16 protein-coding genes are annotated in these 17661 nt (G+C 41.2%); 8 read left to right on the forward strand and 8 right to left on the reverse strand.

All coding sequences use genetic code 11. The features are described from left to right. Positions 1-19 precede the first annotated feature (19 nt). Positions 20-2215, forward strand: coding sequence for an acetyl-CoA decarbonylase/synthase complex subunit alpha/beta (gene acsB, locus DESGI_RS02515; RefSeq protein WP_006523450.1), 2196 nt, complete (start codon positions 20-22; stop codon positions 2213-2215). Between the two features lie 409 nt (positions 2216-2624). On the opposite strand, the gene DESGI_RS02520 is transcribed toward acsB, so the two are convergent. The 5 genes from DESGI_RS02520 to DESGI_RS02535 form a co-directional block, all read right to left on the reverse strand. Next, entirely contained in the window at positions 2625-3818 is a 1194-nt protein-coding gene (locus DESGI_RS02520; protein WP_006523448.1) for an aminotransferase-like domain-containing protein, read from the reverse strand. Positions 3819-3869: 51 nt separating this feature from the next. After that, positions 3870-5402, reverse strand: a complete 1533-nt coding sequence (gene pdxR / locus DESGI_RS02525) for a MocR-like pyridoxine biosynthesis transcription factor PdxR (RefSeq protein WP_337833191.1) — start codon at positions 5400-5402, stop codon at positions 3870-3872. A 319-nt stretch (positions 5403-5721) separates the two neighbouring features. Further along, positions 5722-6027, reverse strand: coding sequence for a CopG family antitoxin (locus DESGI_RS02530; RefSeq protein WP_006523445.1), 306 nt, complete (start codon positions 6025-6027; stop codon positions 5722-5724). A gap of 4 nt (positions 6028-6031) precedes the next feature. After that, the gene (locus DESGI_RS23565; protein WP_006523444.1) at positions 6032-6340 is read right to left on the reverse strand and encodes a BrnT family toxin; all 309 of its coding nucleotides are present in this window, start codon (positions 6338-6340) and stop codon (positions 6032-6034) included. A 90-nt stretch (positions 6341-6430) separates the two neighbouring features. Continuing rightward, on the reverse strand, positions 6431-7564 hold the full coding sequence (locus DESGI_RS02535) for a hypothetical protein (protein ID WP_006523443.1): 1134 nt from the start codon (positions 7562-7564) through the stop codon (positions 6431-6433). Positions 7565-7834: 270 nt separating this feature from the next. Here DESGI_RS02535 and DESGI_RS02540 point away from each other — a divergent pair, with 270 nt between their 5' ends. Further along, positions 7835-8440, forward strand: coding sequence for a DNA-formamidopyrimidine glycosylase family protein (locus tag DESGI_RS02540; RefSeq protein WP_006523442.1), 606 nt, complete (start codon positions 7835-7837; stop codon positions 8438-8440). An 828-nt stretch (positions 8441-9268) separates the two neighbouring features. Here the strand turns inward: DESGI_RS02540 and DESGI_RS02550 are convergent. After that, entirely contained in the window at positions 9269-9943 is a 675-nt protein-coding gene (locus DESGI_RS02550; protein ID WP_006523440.1) for a methyltransferase family protein, read from the reverse strand. A gap of 86 nt (positions 9944-10029) precedes the next feature. Beyond that, positions 10030-10896 (reverse strand): MerR family transcriptional regulator, encoded by an 867-nt coding sequence (locus DESGI_RS02555; RefSeq protein WP_006523439.1) that lies wholly within the window; start codon positions 10894-10896, stop codon positions 10030-10032. Positions 10897-11249: 353 nt separating this feature from the next. On the opposite strand from DESGI_RS02555, the gene DESGI_RS24270 reads away from it, so the two are divergent. The 3 genes from DESGI_RS24270 to DESGI_RS25555 all read left to right on the forward strand — a co-directional run bounded on the left by DESGI_RS24270 (position 11250) and on the right by DESGI_RS25555 (position 13242). Further along, positions 11250-11390: a hypothetical protein gene (locus DESGI_RS24270; RefSeq protein ID WP_006523438.1), complete on the forward strand. Its 141-nt coding sequence runs from the start codon at positions 11250-11252 to the stop codon at positions 11388-11390. A gap of 409 nt (positions 11391-11799) precedes the next feature. Next, positions 11800-12159 carry a type II toxin-antitoxin system HicB family antitoxin gene (locus tag DESGI_RS02565; RefSeq protein WP_006523436.1) on the forward strand — a complete coding sequence of 120 codons (360 nt, stop codon included), beginning with the start codon at positions 11800-11802 and terminating at the stop codon, positions 12157-12159. An 807-nt stretch (positions 12160-12966) separates the two neighbouring features. Further along, positions 12967-13242: a TetR-like C-terminal domain-containing protein gene (locus tag DESGI_RS25555; protein ID WP_006523434.1), complete on the forward strand. Its 276-nt coding sequence runs from the start codon at positions 12967-12969 to the stop codon at positions 13240-13242. Here the strand turns inward: DESGI_RS25555 and DESGI_RS02570 are convergent. Continuing rightward, a complete protein-coding gene (locus DESGI_RS02570; RefSeq protein ID WP_006523433.1) occupies positions 13190-13402 on the reverse strand; it encodes a type II toxin-antitoxin system Phd/YefM family antitoxin in 213 nt (70 codons plus the stop codon). The two genes, DESGI_RS25555 and DESGI_RS02570, sit on opposite strands and share 53 nt — an antisense overlap. Positions 13403-14235: 833 nt before the next feature. Here DESGI_RS02570 and DESGI_RS02575 point away from each other — a divergent pair. From DESGI_RS02575 to DESGI_RS02585, 3 genes are read left to right on the forward strand one after another with little or no spacing between them, the layout of a single operon-like run. Further along, on the forward strand, positions 14236-14934 hold the full coding sequence (locus DESGI_RS02575) for a CRISPR-associated endoribonuclease Cas6 (protein WP_006523432.1): 699 nt from the start codon (positions 14236-14238) through the stop codon (positions 14932-14934). A 4-nt stretch (positions 14935-14938) separates the two neighbouring features. Next, positions 14939-16744, forward strand: a complete 1806-nt coding sequence (locus DESGI_RS02580; protein WP_006523431.1) for a hypothetical protein — start codon at positions 14939-14941, stop codon at positions 16742-16744. Continuing rightward, a complete protein-coding gene (locus tag DESGI_RS02585; RefSeq protein WP_006523430.1) occupies positions 16728-17660 on the forward strand; it encodes a type I CRISPR-associated protein Cas7 in 933 nt (310 codons plus the stop codon). Before DESGI_RS02580 ends, DESGI_RS02585 begins: the two co-directional genes overlap by 17 nt. Position 17661: the final 1 nt, after the last annotated feature.

Consider the following 17661-nt stretch of genomic DNA (forward strand, 5'->3'; position numbering starts at 1 on the left):
GAAAGGGAGGGAAATAGAAGTGAGCGAAGCCATTAATTTTGATCAAATTTTCGAAGGCGCCATAGAAGCGGGCAAGGAGCCCAAAAAGCTGTTCAAGGAAGCCTACGAGGGCACCATTACTGCCCTTAGCTACGCGGAGATACTGCTCAATCAGGCTATCCGCACCTACGGCAAGGATCAGCCCGTGGGCTATCCCGAAACTGCTTACTACTTGCCTGTAATCCGTTGCCTGAGCGGTGAAGAGGTTAAAACCCTGAGTGATATGGTACCAGTATTGAATCGTATGCGTGCCGCCGTCAGAGAAGAAAAAACCTTTGCCAACGCCCGTAAGTGGGGTGAAGCCACCTGGTACGCCGCCGATATTATCGAGGCCCTCAGGTATATTAAAAACACTCCGGAAAATCCACTGCATGTAGCTCCCTGGACCGGGTTCATCGGTGACCCCGTGGTACGCCAGTGGGGCACCAAAATGGTGGACTGGACTATTCCCGGCTATGCCGTAATTCTTGGCCGCGCCAGGGATTCAATATTAGCCAAAAAAATCGTTAACGACTTAATGGGCAAGGGCCTTATGCTATTTCTCTGCGATGAAATCATTGAACAACTCTTAGAGGAAAACGTCAAGCTGGGTGTTGATTACATGGCTTACCCGCTGGGTAATTTTACCCAGGTAGTGCACGCTGCCAATTATGCACTGAGGGCAGGTATGATGTTAGGAGGTATAAAACCAGGGGCACGAGAACTGCAGCGCCAATATCAACGCGATAGACTCCTTGCTTTCGTATTATACCTGGGCGAACACGACATGGTTAAGACCGCCGCTGCCATGGGCTGCATCAACGTGGGCTTCCCGGTCATCACCGACCAGGAGCTGCCCGAGGACAAGCAAATTAAAGACTGGTTCATCAGCGAGCCCGACTATGACAAGATCGTACAAACCTGCCTTGAAGTACGGGGCATTAAAATTACCTCTGTGGATATCGACGTGCCTATTACCGTGGGTCCCGCCTTTGAAGGTGAGTCCATTCGTAAGAAAGATATGTATGTTGAATTCGGCGGCACCAAGACTCCTGGCTTCGAGCTGGTGCGTATGGCCGATGACACTATTGAAGACGGCAAAATTGAGCTGATCGGCCCGGATGTCGACACTGTGCCCGAGGGCAGCCGGATGCCCATCGGTATCGTGGTGGACGTATACGGCCGTAAGATGGAAGAAGACTTTGAACCCGTGCTGGAGCGTCGCATTCACTACTTCTCCAACTACGGCGAAGGTCTGTGGCACACGGCTCAGCGGGATATCAACTGGATGCGTATCAGTAAAGAAGCCTATGCCAAAGGCTTCCGCTTAAAGCATATCGGCGACATACTGTACGCCAAGTTTAAGTCTGAATTCTCCGCTATTGTGGACCGTATTGCAGTGACTATTTACACTGATGAACAAAAAGTGCTGGAAATGCGTGAAATGGCCCGCGATTACTACAAGAAGCGTGATGACCGCCTTAAAGAACTGCGGGACGAAAATGTGGACACCTTCTACTCCTGCACCCTGTGCCAGAGCTTTGCGCCCACCCACGTGTGCGTAATCGCCCCCGAGCGGGTCGGCCTGTGCGGCGCGGTGAGCTGGCTTGATGCCAAAGCGGCTTATGAAATCAACCCGCACGGTGCCAACCAGCCCGTTCCCAAGGAAGGCTTACTGGACGACTTCAAGGGCCAGTGGCAGTCATTTAATGATTTTTGCTTCAATAACTCGCAGCGCAATATAGAGTTTATAAACTTCTATACCATTATGGAATACCCGATGACCTCTTGCGGCTGCTTTGAGTGTATCCTGGCCATGGTGCCCGAATGCAACGGCTTTATGGTCGTAAACCGGGAGCACAGCGGTATGACCCCGTCCGGTATGACCTTCTCTACGCTGGCCGGTACTATCGGTGGCGGTGCCCAGATGCCCGGCTTCATGGGTATGGGTAAATCATACCTGTCCTCACCCAAGTTTGTACCTGCCGACGGTGGTCTGGGCAGACTGGTGTGGATGCCCAAGTCACTGAAGGAAGAGCTGCGGCCCGCTCTGGAAGAAGCTGCGGAAAACGCCGGTTTGGGTAAGGATTTTATAGATAAGATTGCCGACGAAACCGTAGGTACCAGCGGCGAGGAAATCATGTCCTTTCTTGAAGAGAAGGGGCACCCCGCACTAACTATGGATCCTTTATTATAAGAATTATAGGTTTAAGATATATATATTTAATTCTTGGCGTTACATTAGACCTCCCCTGGCCGATAACAAAATCATTCGGTCAGGGAATTTTTTTAGTCTAGCATACATGGCACCGCAAATTATATTATAGCAATTTGTGTTAAAAGTTATTATGTGGTAAACGTGGTACTTCATTTTATGAGTTTTTCAAATATCTAATCCGGAATCACCATTTTAATTACATACGCAGGATAATTTTTTGTCATTTTAAAAAATTTGCCATAAAACTCATAAGGGAGTTTTCTCTGGATATGCGGCAAAACTATTTTCCACATAATAATTAAAGATATCCATAACCTCTTTCCCATAATCCTGTGTCATTTGTTCAAATTTAACGTTCAAAAAAAACTTCCCCTCTCCCTGATATGTTTTATACTTGCTGCACGAATTCGCGCAAAACACCGGCAAGGGATTTAAGTCCTTCTACAATTCTGTCCTCCGGCATGTTGGAATAGTTAATTCTGAAGGTGTTTTCTTTGCTGCCGTTGGGGAAGAATGAACCGCCCGGAACAAAAGCAACATTTCTTTCCAGGCTTTTTTCCAAAACATCCCTTGCATTGACATCGGCAGGAAGTTCAACCCATGCAAACAAGCCACCCTGAGGCCTCGTAAAGGTTACTCCTTTAGGAAATTCCTCCTCCATCGTTTTAACGGTTAAATCCCTGCGTTTCCTATATACCTCACGTATTTTATTAATATGGTCGTCTATTTCATACAATTCAAGGTACTTGGCTATTTCCATCTGGGCAATCGTATTGCATTGTAAATCAGCCCCCTGCTTAACAAGTACGTATTTATCAATGGCACTTTTATCTCCGGCAACCCATCCGATTCTATATCCCGGACAAAATGTTTTGGAGAAGGTCCCCAGGCAAAGCACACAGCCTATCCGGTCAAAAGACTTCACAGAAGGCAGGGATTCACCTTCAAACCTGAGCTCCCCATAGGGATTATCTTCAACAACCATAACTTGGTGTTTCATGGCTGCTTTTACAAGTCGTTCTCTTCTTTCTAGGCTCCATGTTCTTCCTGTCGGATTTTGGAATTCAGGAATTATGTATATTATTTTCACCCTTTTGGTACTTTCAAGAATCCTATCAAGTTCATCAGGTATCATTCCGTCATTATCTGTGGGTACCTCTATAAACTTACATCCATATGCTCTAAACGCACTTATTGCCGCAAGATATGTTGGACTTTCACAAAGCACAACATCTCCCTCATCCAGGAAGACTTTTCCTGAAAGGTCCAGTGCCTGTTGCGATCCATTAGTTAAAAGTATATTTTTTGATGCAAATTCAGTACCCAACCTGGAATTCATCCTATTGGCAATCCATTCTCTCAAAGGCTTATAACCCTCAGTGGTTGTATATTGTAAAGCCCTGGCGCTTTCTTCTTCAAGCACAATCCGGCTGACTGTTTTAATCTCTTCAACCGGGAAAAGTTCCGGTGCGGGTAGACCACCGGCAAATGAAATTACTTCTGGTTTTTCGGTTACTTTTAAAATCTCCCTTATTTCCGACGCCTTTAAATACGTCATTCTCTTGGCATATTTAAAATCCATGTCAGCATCTCCAATATGGCCTTTTAGCCGTTTAAATATAGTTTGAACCTTTTACACGATGGGGTTGATTTCCATATCGGCATAAATCTCATCGTGATCTTTATGATCAATCAATTCTTTCATAGCCTCACATAATCTCTTAATCCCTTCATTTATGTCCTTAAATGTTGCAAAGGTAAAATTTAAGCGAATAAAGTCGTCACCTTGGCCCGATGTAAAGAAAGGAGACCCGGGTACGAATGCCACCTTGTGTTCCGCGGCTTTTGAAATCAGCTTTGACGCCGATACGCCTTCCGGGAGTTTGCACCAGATGTAATAACCACCCCTGGGTCTGTTCCAGAGCAAATCTTTCGGAGCATATTGGGATAGCGCATTGTACATAGCATCCCTTCTTGCCCTATATTCTGCGCAAACTTTATGTATATGCGATGCAAAAGATCCGCTTGTGATGAACCTTTCAATGATCCATTGTGACAGACTGTTGGAATGCAAATCCATGATTTGTTTGGCCGCGGCGAATTTTTTTACAACCTTTTTATGTGCCACAATCCATCCCAATCTCAAACCCGGGTATACAATTTTTGAAAAAGTGCTTAAATAAATAACATATCCGTCATTATCCATCGACTTCAGCAGAGGGAGGGCATGACCTTCATAACAGAGATCTCCGTAAGCATCATCCTCAATAATGAGAACCCTGTATTTATATGCAAGCTCTACAAGTTGCTTTCTTCTGTCAAGTTCCATTTCAGTGCCGGAAGGATTCTGGAAAGTTGGTATTGTATATATCAACTTTGGCCTGTATCTTTGCAAAAGCTGTTCGAATATATCAATCCTCATACCTTTATCATCAATTGGGATTCCAATTACTCTTGCACCAACTGTTTTAAAGGCCTGAATCGCCGGAAAAAATGTAGGCTCTTCCACAACAACCAGGTCTCCGGGATCAATTATTATTCTTGCCGCCAGATCAATTCCCTGTTGTGACCCTGAAAGCAGCATTACTTCATCATATCGGCAGTAAACTCCCCTTTTGTGCATTAAACAGCACACAGCTTCACGAAGGGAAGTAAAGCCTTCTGTCGGGGTATGAAGCAAAGCTTTGTAATTCTCTTGCTCGACCAATTCTTGCTCAATCCCTTTTAATATTTGTATAGGACCGGTTTCAGGGGAAGCAATTCCGGTAGCAAAAGAAATAACATCTTTTCTGTTTGCCAAAGCCAGCAAGTCTTTAACCATATAAGAATTAAAATTATTTGCATACTGACTGAAAATCTGATTCCAAGTCGGCTCTTGTGAAGATATGCTGCCAGGATTCAGTTCCTCGTCGGGGTATGCAAGTACAATGGTTCCATTTCCCACACGCGAACCTACCAATCCTTCCGCTTTTAGCTCACGGTAAGCATTTAATACGGTAGTTCTGTTTACACCAAGGCTTTCAGCCAACTTTCTTTCCGGTGGAAGACGAAAACCGGGTAAAAGCTCACCGGATAATATTTGACGCCGCACCTGTTCAAAAATCTGCACATAGACAGGCGTATCAGCCTCTCTGTTAATTGTCACCCTCATAATAAAATACCTCATTGGATTAATCCAATTTCATTATATTGTTGCTATTGCCTGTCAGCAACAACCAATTTGATTATTTTTAGATCATCCAATATTTTTGTTTTTTGATTTTCGGTAACACCCTGCGTTTTTGCCTGAGAAATGAAATGGTCAACAATCGGGTCGGTTATTTCCGCAAAGGTCAGACGAGCGAAAAGTATTGTTGACATCCTAATGAAAAAAGTCTATCAGGACAATAGAAACTGAAAGGAATATCACAGCTAATGGATATGGAAAAAGAGTTGAACTTTACAACCCATCATATTTTCTATGATGAGATCAGGGATATTTACGGTTATCCTTTTGTGGAGCGAATATGCTTTCTAAGCGCATCAGGATAATCTTTCCTCAGTTTTTCAACAAGCCAACTTCCAATGAGTGTTTGGTAAGGTATACGCAGTTCACCGGCAATATCTTTAATAGCGTCCAAAGCATCCTCATCAACTCTGATGCTTATCGGTTTCTTATTCCGACGGGGTGACGTTATCTCTATTTCATCCTCTACCTCTACCAGTTCGTCCAGATGCTCGGTAGTTGAATGGATTTCCCAGTATCTGGCTTCTTCTTCTTCCGATTTGAAATGTGGAATCTTAGATTTCATAATATTATCGCCTCTTTTTGAAATAATCACGTTCTGTACTTGTCATATCGCGGGCCGTGATAGGTCGAATAGTGCCATTGGATTTGATTTGAAAAACAACCGCTAGAAATCGTCCTTCGTCGGTTCGGCCAAGAGCAATTTGTCTGTTGGAACGGGTGTTAAGGAACTTAATTGGTCGGTTATAAAAAACGGATTCTACTTCATCTATCTCTACCCCATGACGAAGTGGTTTCCAGATGTTATGTTCGTCCCATTCGAAACCGTGAATTTTTATTACCAGTATTATCACCTCTAATATACACTGTATATACATTATATAGCAAGAGATAATAGTTGAGGCTCATTACAGCCCTCCTGAAAAACCGTAAGGAAAAGGTTTAAAAAACAATTTCTATACATATGTTTAGCCTTGATAATATAAAAGGAATTTAGTTATTGCATTATTAAATCTTTTTAACACATCCTTCTCCCGGTAAACAATTTTTTCTTCATCAAGTACCGGACGGCCGAAACGGAAAATACCGTCGTTCTCATAGTGTTCAATTGCCGGTAGGCTCTTTGGGGGAGGCCAGAATTCATTTCCTATAGGGAACGGTGTATGGAATGAAAATGTAATATCAGACAAAGTTTCGCTCGAAACTTCTAGATAATATAATGAATAATAGTTTTTATCAATATCAACAATACATTTATTGCATTTATTTATATATTTTTTATTATTATCATAATACTCCATCTTATTGAACCCTAAATTATTCCGAAAATCTTTAAAATCTTCGAAGTGCTTATCGCAAAAACTTATATATATCTTGTCAGGGCTATCAGGCATGTAAAAAGAAAGCTTGGCAAAAGGTGTTTTTGAGAGTAGTTTTACAGATTTGTTTTTTAGTGTGTAACATATCTGTTCTTTTTCTTGGTATTCAGTAGTGTATTTTATCGCACGTCTACTTTTAAGATTGTTTTCTTTTGCCCAGCGTGAAATCCAGACTGTCCAATATGCAAGTTCAAAAGTAGCCGCTAGCTCGGGTGAACCTTTGCAGTACCAGGATACCAGGATTTCCTTCCACTCCTGAGCAAAGCTTTGCCTTAAGTTATCGTGTTTAGTTTTTGTGCGTAAAGCTTTCTTAGCGGCTGTTTTCCTACTATCGGAAACAGACTTTTGATGTTCCGCACGCCACCTTTCAATAGTATCGGGAGAAAGGAGTTGTATATCCCATCGGTTGTAAACCGGATGTGAAAGCACTTTACCGTATTTTTTGAACTGTCGGTATTCCACTACCGAGAGTTTTCCTTCTTCCGTCCAGCGCTTGCGCTCAGTGGTTGTGCAACTGAGAATTTTTTCTAACTCTGTGGGAAATACTGCAAGTTCTTTTTTAAATGTGTTAAAAAATTTTTTGTACAGAATCTCGTTGTCGCATAAAAGTGTTGTTATCTCATTAATAAGGTCATGTTTTTTTAATTTCTTATCGTCATCTTTGCCGAGGAAAGCTAAAAGTCTATCTTTTGTGATAAAATTAAAATAAATTGTCGATATCATTATTAAACCCCCTGCTATTGTTCTTTAAGATATTAAGGATTATCTTTCCAGAAAAATTATTTACCAACATTCTGCCAAACAAATGTTCTAGTGGCAAGGGATTACTGAGCAAAAGGTAAGTTAAAAGGAAAGCGGACACACCTCCTTCGTATTTTGAACCAAAGGAGAAATAATTTTAATCATTGCCATGCTGTTGGCAATGATTAATTGACATTATGGGTACAAGGTGAGGTCAGCTAAGATAATCATTAATATGGAGCGGTGACGTAGATGCCTGAATTGTCGGAAATTTTTCAGTTGTCCGAACAGATAAACAGGGAATTTAGGAACCAAATAATCAAAGACGTTCATGTAATCGAGGAAAAGTGTCTTAATATGCCTGCTGCCGATTTCATCAGCATTTTATCGGACAAGCGGATCGAACATATTACATCCAGGGGGAAGTGGGTTTGTATAAAACTTGAGCAGGATTACCGGCTTCTTTTAAGCCTTGGTATGGGAGGAAATGTTATCCTGCATGAAAATGATCAAACCTTGCCCGACAAGTATCAGTTAAGAATTGATATCCATGACGGGCGGTTATTAACTATCGGCTTCTGGTGGTTTGGTTATGTACATGCCGTAAATGGCAGCGATTTAGGAAACCATAAGATGACGGCAAAGCTTGGTCATACACCGATCAGGGATTCCGGGTTTACGGAAGAACACTTTGTTGGTCTCCTTAAAGGCAGGAAAGGCTCTGTCAAGAGCTTTTTGCTCAACCAGAACAATATCGCAGGCATCGGGAACGTATATATTCAAGACATATTGTTCAAGGCAAAGATGCACCCCAACAGGAAACTGCAAACCATCACTTTATCATCCTTACGAGCATAAGTACCATTTCTCCAGATAACGTCGCAACCACATGAGGGGCAGGTACTGGGTCTTTGAACAAGCTGCCGGCGACTAACCCCGACCGTGATTTGTGAATTATGTGATAACTGCTGTAATTGTATCTGCAATTGCTCGTTTATCATTTCTAACTCAGCGTTTCTTTTGATCAGTTGAGCTGTAGGATCTTTTTTAGGGCCTGGTTTTTTGGGTGACAGTGCTTCTCGTAAAGCAGTCTCGGCCTTGTTGATCCAAATATGGATAGAGTCGCGATCTACCTGAAACTGTCTTTCAAGCTCGGCTATTTTCCGGCCGGCCCAGTATTGTTTTATAATTAGAGAGGATCAAAATGTCAAGGGCTCGGTCGAGTTTGATTGGCTGGGCTTCATGGATAAACTTGATTAAAATGAGGGCCGAAGTAGCTGAATTAAGTAAAAAGAGGAAGGTTTTTCTAACCTTCCTTTTTAAACCGGTGCCGTTTTGGGCATGACCGCCTGTTCCTGCATCTCTTTTGACCTCCTGTGAGGTGTGTGGGGGACGGGTTTTGCCCACCTCCAAAACGGCTTTTATATACTTAGATATTTATGTTTTAATTTCCTTCTTTTTCCAAATAAGTCTTTGCCTATTTATGTCTTTTATTATTTCCTTTTTTCTACAAAACCTAAAAGATTGTATTAAGTTTATATAATTAGGCGGTTCTTTGGGGGATTTTAATAGGATTGCAACTCTAAGATATAACTCTTCGTTTTCATTATTATGCACAGGTCCATAATAGAATATAACTGTCTGTTTTAAGTTTATCCTAGCGCTTCCAACTTACTTTCGAACTCTTTACCAAACTAATGGTATCAAACGATAACGTGTCTTTAAACAATAATCTTTATACCCCGTTAAGTCTCGTAACAGCACTTCTTCTTCGCCTATTATCCTAAATACATTCATCGGTATACAGAGAAGAGCAGGTATTATGGCCCAATAAGAACCAAGCGCAAGAGGGGTGAACAATATCATTAATACCAGCCCCAGGTACATCGGATGGCGAACTATGGCGTAGGGACCGGTTGTTATAACCCGTTGTTCTTTCTCGACTTGTATAACAGTGGAAGCATAACTGTTTTCCTTAAAAACTAAGATAATAAATATATAGCCTAGAAAAACAATGGCATTCGCAGCAATAACAAGCCAAACCGGTACAGTCGACCAATGAAAACGAAAATCAAGGCCTGGTATTACGTAACAGAGGAAATATAAGTTTAAGAAGGCGGGAGGTTTTCTCGTAGTTTCCTTTTCTTTATACTGCATTCGTCTCGACAAAAGTTCGGGACTTTTTTTTAGAAAATAGATCGCAATAAAAAGCGTCAAGACAGAGAATCCCGACCAAAAAATCCATGCCTCCCAAAACCGTAACGAACCTGCGGGCATGAATAAGACAGCGCCCAGCACAATCAAAATTATTATCGGCATAAGAAAGGCTTTTTGCTTTGACAATTTAGTATTATCTTCCATGAAAATTACCTCCTAATCTTGTCTAGGATCTTCTGGATAAATAAATCAAGAGATATCTTTTCCATCCCTCGGCAGCAATTTACCGGCTATTTTTTATTATCCTTTAACAAAGCCGGGGGGTCACAATCGCCTGCTAAGTTAGTCCCTGAAGCGAGGTATTTTTGGAGAAGTTGCCCGTGCTTTACCTGGGCCGGCGAGATAACGTTCGCCACCATGTCATTATATAAGCTTGCAAGAGGTTTTTTTATTCCCGCTTGTTTGCCTAATATCTCCATTAATTGAGGCATACTTTTGATAAACTCGGCAGATTCACGGGCCAGAGCTTCAACCTCCGGATCATCTTCCGACAGTTGGGCCAGCCTGGCAAGACGCGCCCCATAATCTAAGGAGATTTGATATTCTTGGGGATGTGCCTTAAAAAACTCTGCCAAGGCTCGAAAAGTTTCCTGGTAATCCTCACCCCACTGGAAATCATCCAAGATGCTATACACTTTCCGTTGCTGATCAAAGAGTTCCGGGCAGGTTCGGGCATATTTTTCGATTTGATCCGGTCCCAGTATATCCATAATCATTTGAAAAGAAGGAGATGCAAAACTATCCTCGTCCAGGGGAACTGTGTCTTCACTCAGCATCTTTTCAATTTTCGCTATTCTTTCTTCAAGGCTTTTTTTCTCGCTTAGAAGTTCGGCTTGCAAAGACTGTAAGACTTCCCGCAAGGTTTTGTGGTTGTGTATATCTCCCAAGATTTCTTTGGTGCGCTTCAGATCCAACCCCAGGCATTTTAAATGTTTTATTATCTGCATACGAGTTAACTCCGCAGGTCCGTATAAGCGGTATCCCCCCGAAGAGCGCTCCGGTTCTTGAAGTAGACCAATCTTATGGTAATAGAGAACGGTTTTTAATGTACTTCCGGTTAATTTTACAAAATCGCCGATTTTAATTCGATTCTCCACCACTATCCCGCCTTTCTGATTATTATAAACCCCACCCTAAGGGTCGAGTCAACTTGATTCTTGAAAACATGGATTAGGCCTGACCCTAAGCAAATTTGTCCATCATTCTGCACAGTGAAAACCATCTCATTTGATTGTGAGTAAATTTTTAGATCTTCAGTTTATTTTACTTTTCATTCTAATGATTAAAATGTGGTCTGCCAATCATGTAAACTTGAATGAGTTTATATTGGACATACTGGAACCCCATTGTTCTTACCAGAGGAATAAATTAGCATTCAACAAATTTTCATTTCTAGTGGGGACAGATGATCAAGGGACAACCAAAATGGAGAAAGAAGGAGGTTTATGTCATGAAATTTTCCAAAATAAGTGTTATTTCATTGCTCTTAATCAGCTTAATGGTGGTTATTTCCGGTTGCGGCAACGCAACCGGTACAGCCGAAAAGGACAATACAGCCGCCAAGGCCGGTCAGCGACAATTATATCTTTGACGGGCAATAATATACTGTGTTATCAGTGAGATGGAAAAGCAAATTCCTATCTATATCTATCCTATTATCTATTCTATCTATTTTAAGCGTCCGTTGATTGTTGGTTCCATATGTGGTATCATGATATTTAAGAAGGTGGTGATAAAAGGAAATGACGCAATTAGATAAACTATACACACAGATAGTAAACAATCCAAAAGACGTTAAATCCCAAGACCTGGACAAATTACTCCGACGGTTCGGTTTCGACTGTAGACAACCACGAAAGGGTTCCAGTCATTTTACATATTACCATCGTAAGCTGCCAGACATCCTCTCAATACCGAAAGAACGCCCTATAAAAGCGGTTTATGTTAAAAAGGCGATAACCTTGATTAAAAAACTAGAAGAAAAAGGATGATATAGAATAATGAAAAACTTAGATTATTACCTCAATATAGATTTCGAGATTAAACTTAAAAAACTTTCCGAGGATGAAGGTGGAGGCTGGCTGGCCGAAATTCCTCTACTTCCCGGTTGTATGTCCGACGGGGAAACACCGGAGGAAGCTGTTAATAATCTAAATCAAGCTAAAAGGGACTGGATAGAGACCTGCCTGGAGCTGGGACGTTCTGTACCCGAACCCAGAGAGGAATATTCCGGTCAACTCAGGATAAGGATACCGAAATCCCTCCACCGTACTCTTGCAGAGAGAGCAAAGGAAGAAAATATCAGCTTAAACCAATACATTAGTTACCAGTTATCTCGTGGAATCGGGTATAAACGATAAAAGGCCGAGCATATAAACTCGGTCTTTTATTATCCCTTCCTCTCGGCGTTCTTAATTAGCTTCCTCTCTGGCCTCCCCGTGAATACGGCATCATTTTAGGCCCTGACCCCTGCTATTGCGTATCATGTTAATAATACGCAAAATAGAAGACCGGGTTATGCATGCCCGGCCGGTCCAATTTTTTGGTATAGTCTCAAATTTTTAGTCCGGTAGCGTCTGTATAAAAGGGCATCCCCCGTCCGTAATACTTAGGGCGAAGGCACTTTTTTCATATAAGCTGTAAAACGTCGTTATAGGTGATAAATACTATCAGCATCAACAGGAATCCAAACCCCACCATGTGGATAAAATTCTCCCGGGCCGGGTCCACGGGGCGCCTCGCACCCCCTCATTACCTAGGAACACCAACCGCTACATTTTTTTGTTTTTTGTAAGTTGCTCCATTATGACGTGATTCAGTGAACCTACTAAGGGGACGAGGCAGACAGCAAAAAACAATGCAATGCCTCTAAGAAACTTATTTTTGAACATAATAAATCACCTCTTATTTACATTATATACAATTTACCAAATTAAGAACATGTAATTTTATTGGGGGTGATTTTATTGGGAAGTATAAGAAATGGACCAAGAATATGCAACTTGCATTCATATGTCGTATCTCCGGCGATCACATTAGCTTTGTCATAAGCTCCCTAGCCATTTCACTTTCTATTCTTATAGGCTGTCTTTTCTCAGCCATTGCAATTAAGATTATAAAAAGGTTTCTTACTTCTGTAATTATTGGAATAATTATTGGATTATTATATGTACCTATATTCTGTTATAAATGAACTGCTTATAGGTGTGATTAACGAAATTTCCTGCAATATGAAGGTTAAAGAAGGGTATAAAAAGTTTATCGCAAATTTCTATACTCTGGCATTTAATGGGCTCGTAATTCAATGGATGAAGGGCGGTATGAAGGAAAACCCGACTTTTGCGACATCGACCTTCCTCCGCATCCTTGCTATGACTTCATCATGTTCAATCAATTGTTCACCTTCAGCAATCTGCTTTTCTGCAACCAGTAACTTGGATTGAATTTGATGCGGGCCTCCATGCGTCGAAATGCCGCATGACTCATTACCACTAAATCGGCTTCCCCATTGCGCGTAAGCACTACTGGCTCGTCAAGTTCATGGCAGAATTTAGAAAAGGCATTATAATTCTGTCGGATTGTTGTAGACGGTTTAATATGCATTATGCAGCTCCTTTCACATGCTATTATTCTAACTATATTTCATCGTAATTGTGACATAGGTACATCAGAATGAGAACCGTGACACTCACCCCTGATACTTCCGTAATATTGAAGGAAATAAGATAAAGATAAACCGTAAGGATCTACAGGAGATATAAAAACGCAGATAATAATTTAGGTTTACTAAAATCTACTAAAATTAACTTGGAGGGTGGCTTCTAAACTAATGGTCAAATAATCTCCTATTTACAAAAGAACATTCGTAATAGCGAATATTTTTCTGGGATGGGAGATGGGATTATTATTTATTTTTATATATTACTGGAGGGCTGTCTGCAACTGTTTCCTGATAGCCAGAGGGATGGGAAAGGTGGCGTCAGGATATTAAAGGTGAAGAATAGGTTTATCAAGCCATTTGGGTGTAGTGAAAAGTGCGGAGTAGTTGTTGTTTAATCTGTATATGAAGGGAATAAATCCCTGTATAATTAGAGTTTCAAAATATTTGTTCCAAAAGGAATAAAAGACAACATTCCTTCATCCTACAAGAAGGGTGCTGTCTTTTGTAATTGAAACAAACGCTATGTTTCGGTTTCGAAGACAATTTAAACATCAGAATGTGAAGGTTGCGGAATCAACACTTAACAAATAATAAAGCATATTTCAATACATGGCTTGTTTCAATAAGTAGTATACCCAAAAATATTAAAATAGCAACTGGAAATAATTAAAAAAATAATTAAAAAATATTGACGTATTTTGCTATATACGGTATTGTCTTATATGGTTATTGATGCAACTAAACAAATATTATAGCATTGAAAGAAGGTGAGAAAATGACGCATTACTACTATGAGATCTTATCGACTGTTCGATTTAACCAAGATGTATTCGCAAGTGAGGTGCAGTCTGCTTTGGCACATCTTACCAACAACAGCATGATATTTGATGAACAACTAAAGGAGCTTCATCATCAGAATACATTTAAGCACTACGTATTCTGTGCACCCTATCCCCTGGAGGCTGACCGGATCTACCGCAAAGGAAGAATGTACTGCTTCCACTTGCGTACGCTGAGCCTGGAGTTTGCTCTTAAAATGAAAAAATATTTACCAAAGGCAAAAGGCACAGTTAAGGTTATTTCAACCGAATTAAATAATTATATTAAAAAGCCTATCACGGAGCTGGTTACATTAACGCCTATTATTTGCACATATAATAATCGCTGCTGGCTGCCGGAGAATGGCCTTGGGCTTCTGTCTGAGCGCATACATGTGAATGCGTTAAAAAAGTGTAAAGCTTTGGATGCATCTTTTACTGCGCCGGAAGAACTTTTTTTTGAGCATATTGAAATGCTTAATAAAAAACCAATAGTTACCAGCTATAAAGGAAAAGGAGCTATCCTGCTAGGCCATAAAGTGCGGCTGAGAATAAAGCCCTATCCTTGGGCCCAGCAGTTGGCCTTCATTGCTTTGGCGGTAGGCTTGTTGGAAAAAAATGGACTGGGATTTGGCTACTGTATTGCCGGGAGGTGAAACAATGCTAAAGGAACTGCTAAATGAATTTACCAGCCACCAGACTCAATACCCCGAGTTTGATGTAGATACAATGGTTGTACAAAATTACCGGCTAAAACCCGGATTGTATATCCGTTTAAATGAATATGGCGGGATGGATGAATTTTATGTAACGAAAAAAATGGTTTGGCCCGAAAACGACCCTTTGTTGGAGTGGTTTAAACAAGCTGATTTTGCTAGCAGTTTGATCGAAATGAATAAACCGGTAGATCCCAAGAAGAAAATCCATAGCAATAATTTGTTCACTTTGTTCTGCAAACACGATACCTTTGGGGTGGGAGGTGTGCAATCTGAGTTAAGGGAACATATTGACCGTTATTTCAAGGCCTTGCTTGGTGTCAGGGATAAAGAAAGTGCCGAAATTCTAAAAACCGCAGGATATGAGCCGCTCCAAGCTGAAACCATTGAGAAAAGCAAAACACGTTTTCTTTCTTCTTTGGAAACGGTAGGAGAAATGATTAATCAGCATAACATTAAAGACAACTACTATATTAAACTATTTTTGGATGCTAAATTAAATGACTATATTTATGAAAGCGGACGTTACTTGCTCCCTAAAATATTTAACAGTAATAGCTATAATATCAAAAGCAATGATCAGGTGCTTGGGTTATCTAACGTAAATATGGGCATGAATGCTAAAAAGCCCTACTTGGAACACAAAACAACGGCATTTAAAGTCCCTTATCGCATCACTGCCGAGGAAGGTGTATTATTACGCAAATTGTTTTTGTGGCTTAATGGACAGGAAAGGGAAGGGAAATCCCTCTATACCGGTTATTTCCCCATCGGCAAACATGATCATCCGGGACTATTTGCCGTGGCAGGTGAGATGAAAGTGCGTAGATCTGCCGTTTATGTCCATTTAGATAGGGGAATGGATTTAACGGTGGATGATTATGACTTTCTGCCCAGCTTTAAGGACCGGATGGACAAACCGGTGGTTTTCGAAAATTACCTGGATGTCTCCAACTATCCGGGCGGAACTCTTAACATGCTGAGCGCTGTGGAGGTACATATCAACACCTATTTGTATGGGGGACAGTTGGTCCGTAATTATTATGTGGAAAAAATTCAAGTTACTGATAAATTACCTAAAGTGTTGGTCGATCAAATCATGTTGACGCGAGAAGCACTGCATTCCTGGTTAAGGAAGGGAAACGATTACCCCATGCAAAACTGTGTCGACAAGGCCACGATGGGAGTGCTCCTGGCCCGACTGCAAAATTTGGGGTATATATCCGCCCTGGCTTATGCACTGAATGTCCGGTTAGCACTTTTAAATTATTTTCGTGAGGGGGAAAACGATATGGGATATGCCATTGAAGAGGCGTATATTGCCTTAAAAGAAAAAGTCACCAAAACCGATAGTAAAAAAGAACATGTTGCCTGCCAAAGTGCTATGGAATTTTATCTGGCGATGGGACAACTCCTTTATTATTATTTCAGTCGGAGCAAAGCCCAGAAACTACATTATGATGTGTTGTGGCGCGGGATTGCGTCTGCCAAAAGTGTGGAGGACGTCAAAAGAGAACATCGTAAGCATTTTCAAAAATATGCTTACGACATTGATATTGATTATTCCCGTTTTAACAATATGCTGAGTATCGTATCTTCCTATGAACCTGAAGAAGAGGAACCCATTAACCTGGATGCTCTGTTCTATGGCTTTGCGGCAAACAGCATTATTTATTATAAGGACAAAGATAAAGATACCAAAGGTAATGAGAATAATAAGGAGGCTGCTGAAAATGAAAAAGGAAAATAGAGTGTATGGAATTCTTGCCGTCGGTGCTTATATGGCCAATTTCAATGCCGACCTGTCCGGATATCCCAAAACGACTACCGACAATCATATCTTTGGCAGCGATAAAGCTCTTAAATATCCGATGAAGCGTATGTGGCAGATGCAAGGTGAGCCGGTACTTTATATTAAAAGCATGAAAAGCATGCAAACTGATAAAGAAGGCGAAAAGATACAGCCTAGAGATCTGAACGAGAGATATACGTACCTCTTCGGGAATTTGGATGAAAAAACTTCTTCTAAAGAGGTTTTAAGCAGGCTGTTTTCTGCTATAGATGTCATGAATTTCGGCGCTACTTTCGCTGAGAAAAAACAGAACATTAGCATCACGGGGGCGGTACAAATCAACCAGGGACGCAACCTTTTTGAGGATACCCATGTGCTGACCCAGGAGATTCTTTCGCCATTTCGCAATTCTAACGAAAAAAGTGAGGAAAAACTGGCATCTTCGATGGGGACCAAGATTGTTACTGATGAAGCGCATTATGTATATTCATTTTCAGTTAATCCGGCCAATTACAACGTTTTTATTGAGCTGGCCGACGGCTTTGAGGGTTATACCAGCGAAGCGTACGAAAAATTCAAATGGGCGGCAAGAGTGGCCACCACAGCTTTTAATACCAATTCCAAAAGCGGGTGTGAAAATGAATTGGCCTTGTTTATCGAATTGAAAGAGGACAGCCAATTATTTCTGGCCAATTTGGACCGCTATGTTACGGTACGAAAGAAAGGAGATCATATTCTGTACGACCTGAGCAAACTGGCCAAAGTTTTAGAACCACGCCAGGGGGAAATCCAATCTGTAGAACTTTACTGCAATTTAGACACTGTGGAGGTAGATTACGGGTCACTTCCGTGCAGTGTTCAGTCTATTTATTAAG

The organism is Desulfoscipio gibsoniae DSM 7213, assembly GCF_000233715.2.
In the GTDB taxonomy this organism is placed as follows: domain Bacteria; phylum Bacillota; class Desulfotomaculia; order Desulfotomaculales; family Desulfallaceae; genus Sporotomaculum; species Sporotomaculum gibsoniae.

What these genes read in the sequence shown, in the direction of transcription:
- DESGI_RS02520 (WP_006523448.1), bottom strand. Translation starts at nt 3,818, where the DNA reads ATGGATTTTAAATATGCCAAGAGAATGACGTATTTAAAGGCGTCGGAA.
- pdxR (WP_337833191.1), bottom strand. Translation starts at nt 5,402, where the DNA reads ATGAGGTATTTTATTATGAGGGTGACAATTAACAGAGAGGCTGATACG.
- DESGI_RS02530 (WP_006523445.1), bottom strand. Translation starts at nt 6,027, where the DNA reads ATGAAATCTAAGATTCCACATTTCAAATCGGAAGAAGAAGAAGCCAGA.
- DESGI_RS23565 (WP_006523444.1), bottom strand. Translation starts at nt 6,340, where the DNA reads ATGTATATACAGTGTATATTAGAGGTGATAATACTGGTAATAAAAATT.
- DESGI_RS02535 (WP_006523443.1), bottom strand. Translation starts at nt 7,564, where the DNA reads ATGATATCGACAATTTATTTTAATTTTATCACAAAAGATAGACTTTTA.
- DESGI_RS02540 (WP_006523442.1), top strand. Translation starts at nt 7,835, where the DNA reads ATGCCTGAATTGTCGGAAATTTTTCAGTTGTCCGAACAGATAAACAGG.
- DESGI_RS02550 (WP_006523440.1), bottom strand. Translation starts at nt 9,943, where the DNA reads ATGGAAGATAATACTAAATTGTCAAAGCAAAAAGCCTTTCTTATGCCG.
- DESGI_RS24270 (WP_006523438.1), top strand. Translation starts at nt 11,250, where the DNA reads ATGAAATTTTCCAAAATAAGTGTTATTTCATTGCTCTTAATCAGCTTA.
- DESGI_RS02565 (WP_006523436.1), top strand. Translation starts at nt 11,800, where the DNA reads ATGAAAAACTTAGATTATTACCTCAATATAGATTTCGAGATTAAACTT.
- DESGI_RS25555 (WP_006523434.1), top strand. Translation starts at nt 12,967, where the DNA reads ATGTACCTATATTCTGTTATAAATGAACTGCTTATAGGTGTGATTAAC.
- DESGI_RS02570 (WP_006523433.1), bottom strand. Translation starts at nt 13,402, where the DNA reads ATGCATATTAAACCGTCTACAACAATCCGACAGAATTATAATGCCTTT.
- DESGI_RS02575 (WP_006523432.1), top strand. Translation starts at nt 14,236, where the DNA reads ATGACGCATTACTACTATGAGATCTTATCGACTGTTCGATTTAACCAA.
- DESGI_RS02580 (WP_006523431.1), top strand. Translation starts at nt 14,939, where the DNA reads ATGCTAAAGGAACTGCTAAATGAATTTACCAGCCACCAGACTCAATAC.
- DESGI_RS02585 (WP_006523430.1), top strand. Translation starts at nt 16,728, where the DNA reads ATGAAAAAGGAAAATAGAGTGTATGGAATTCTTGCCGTCGGTGCTTAT.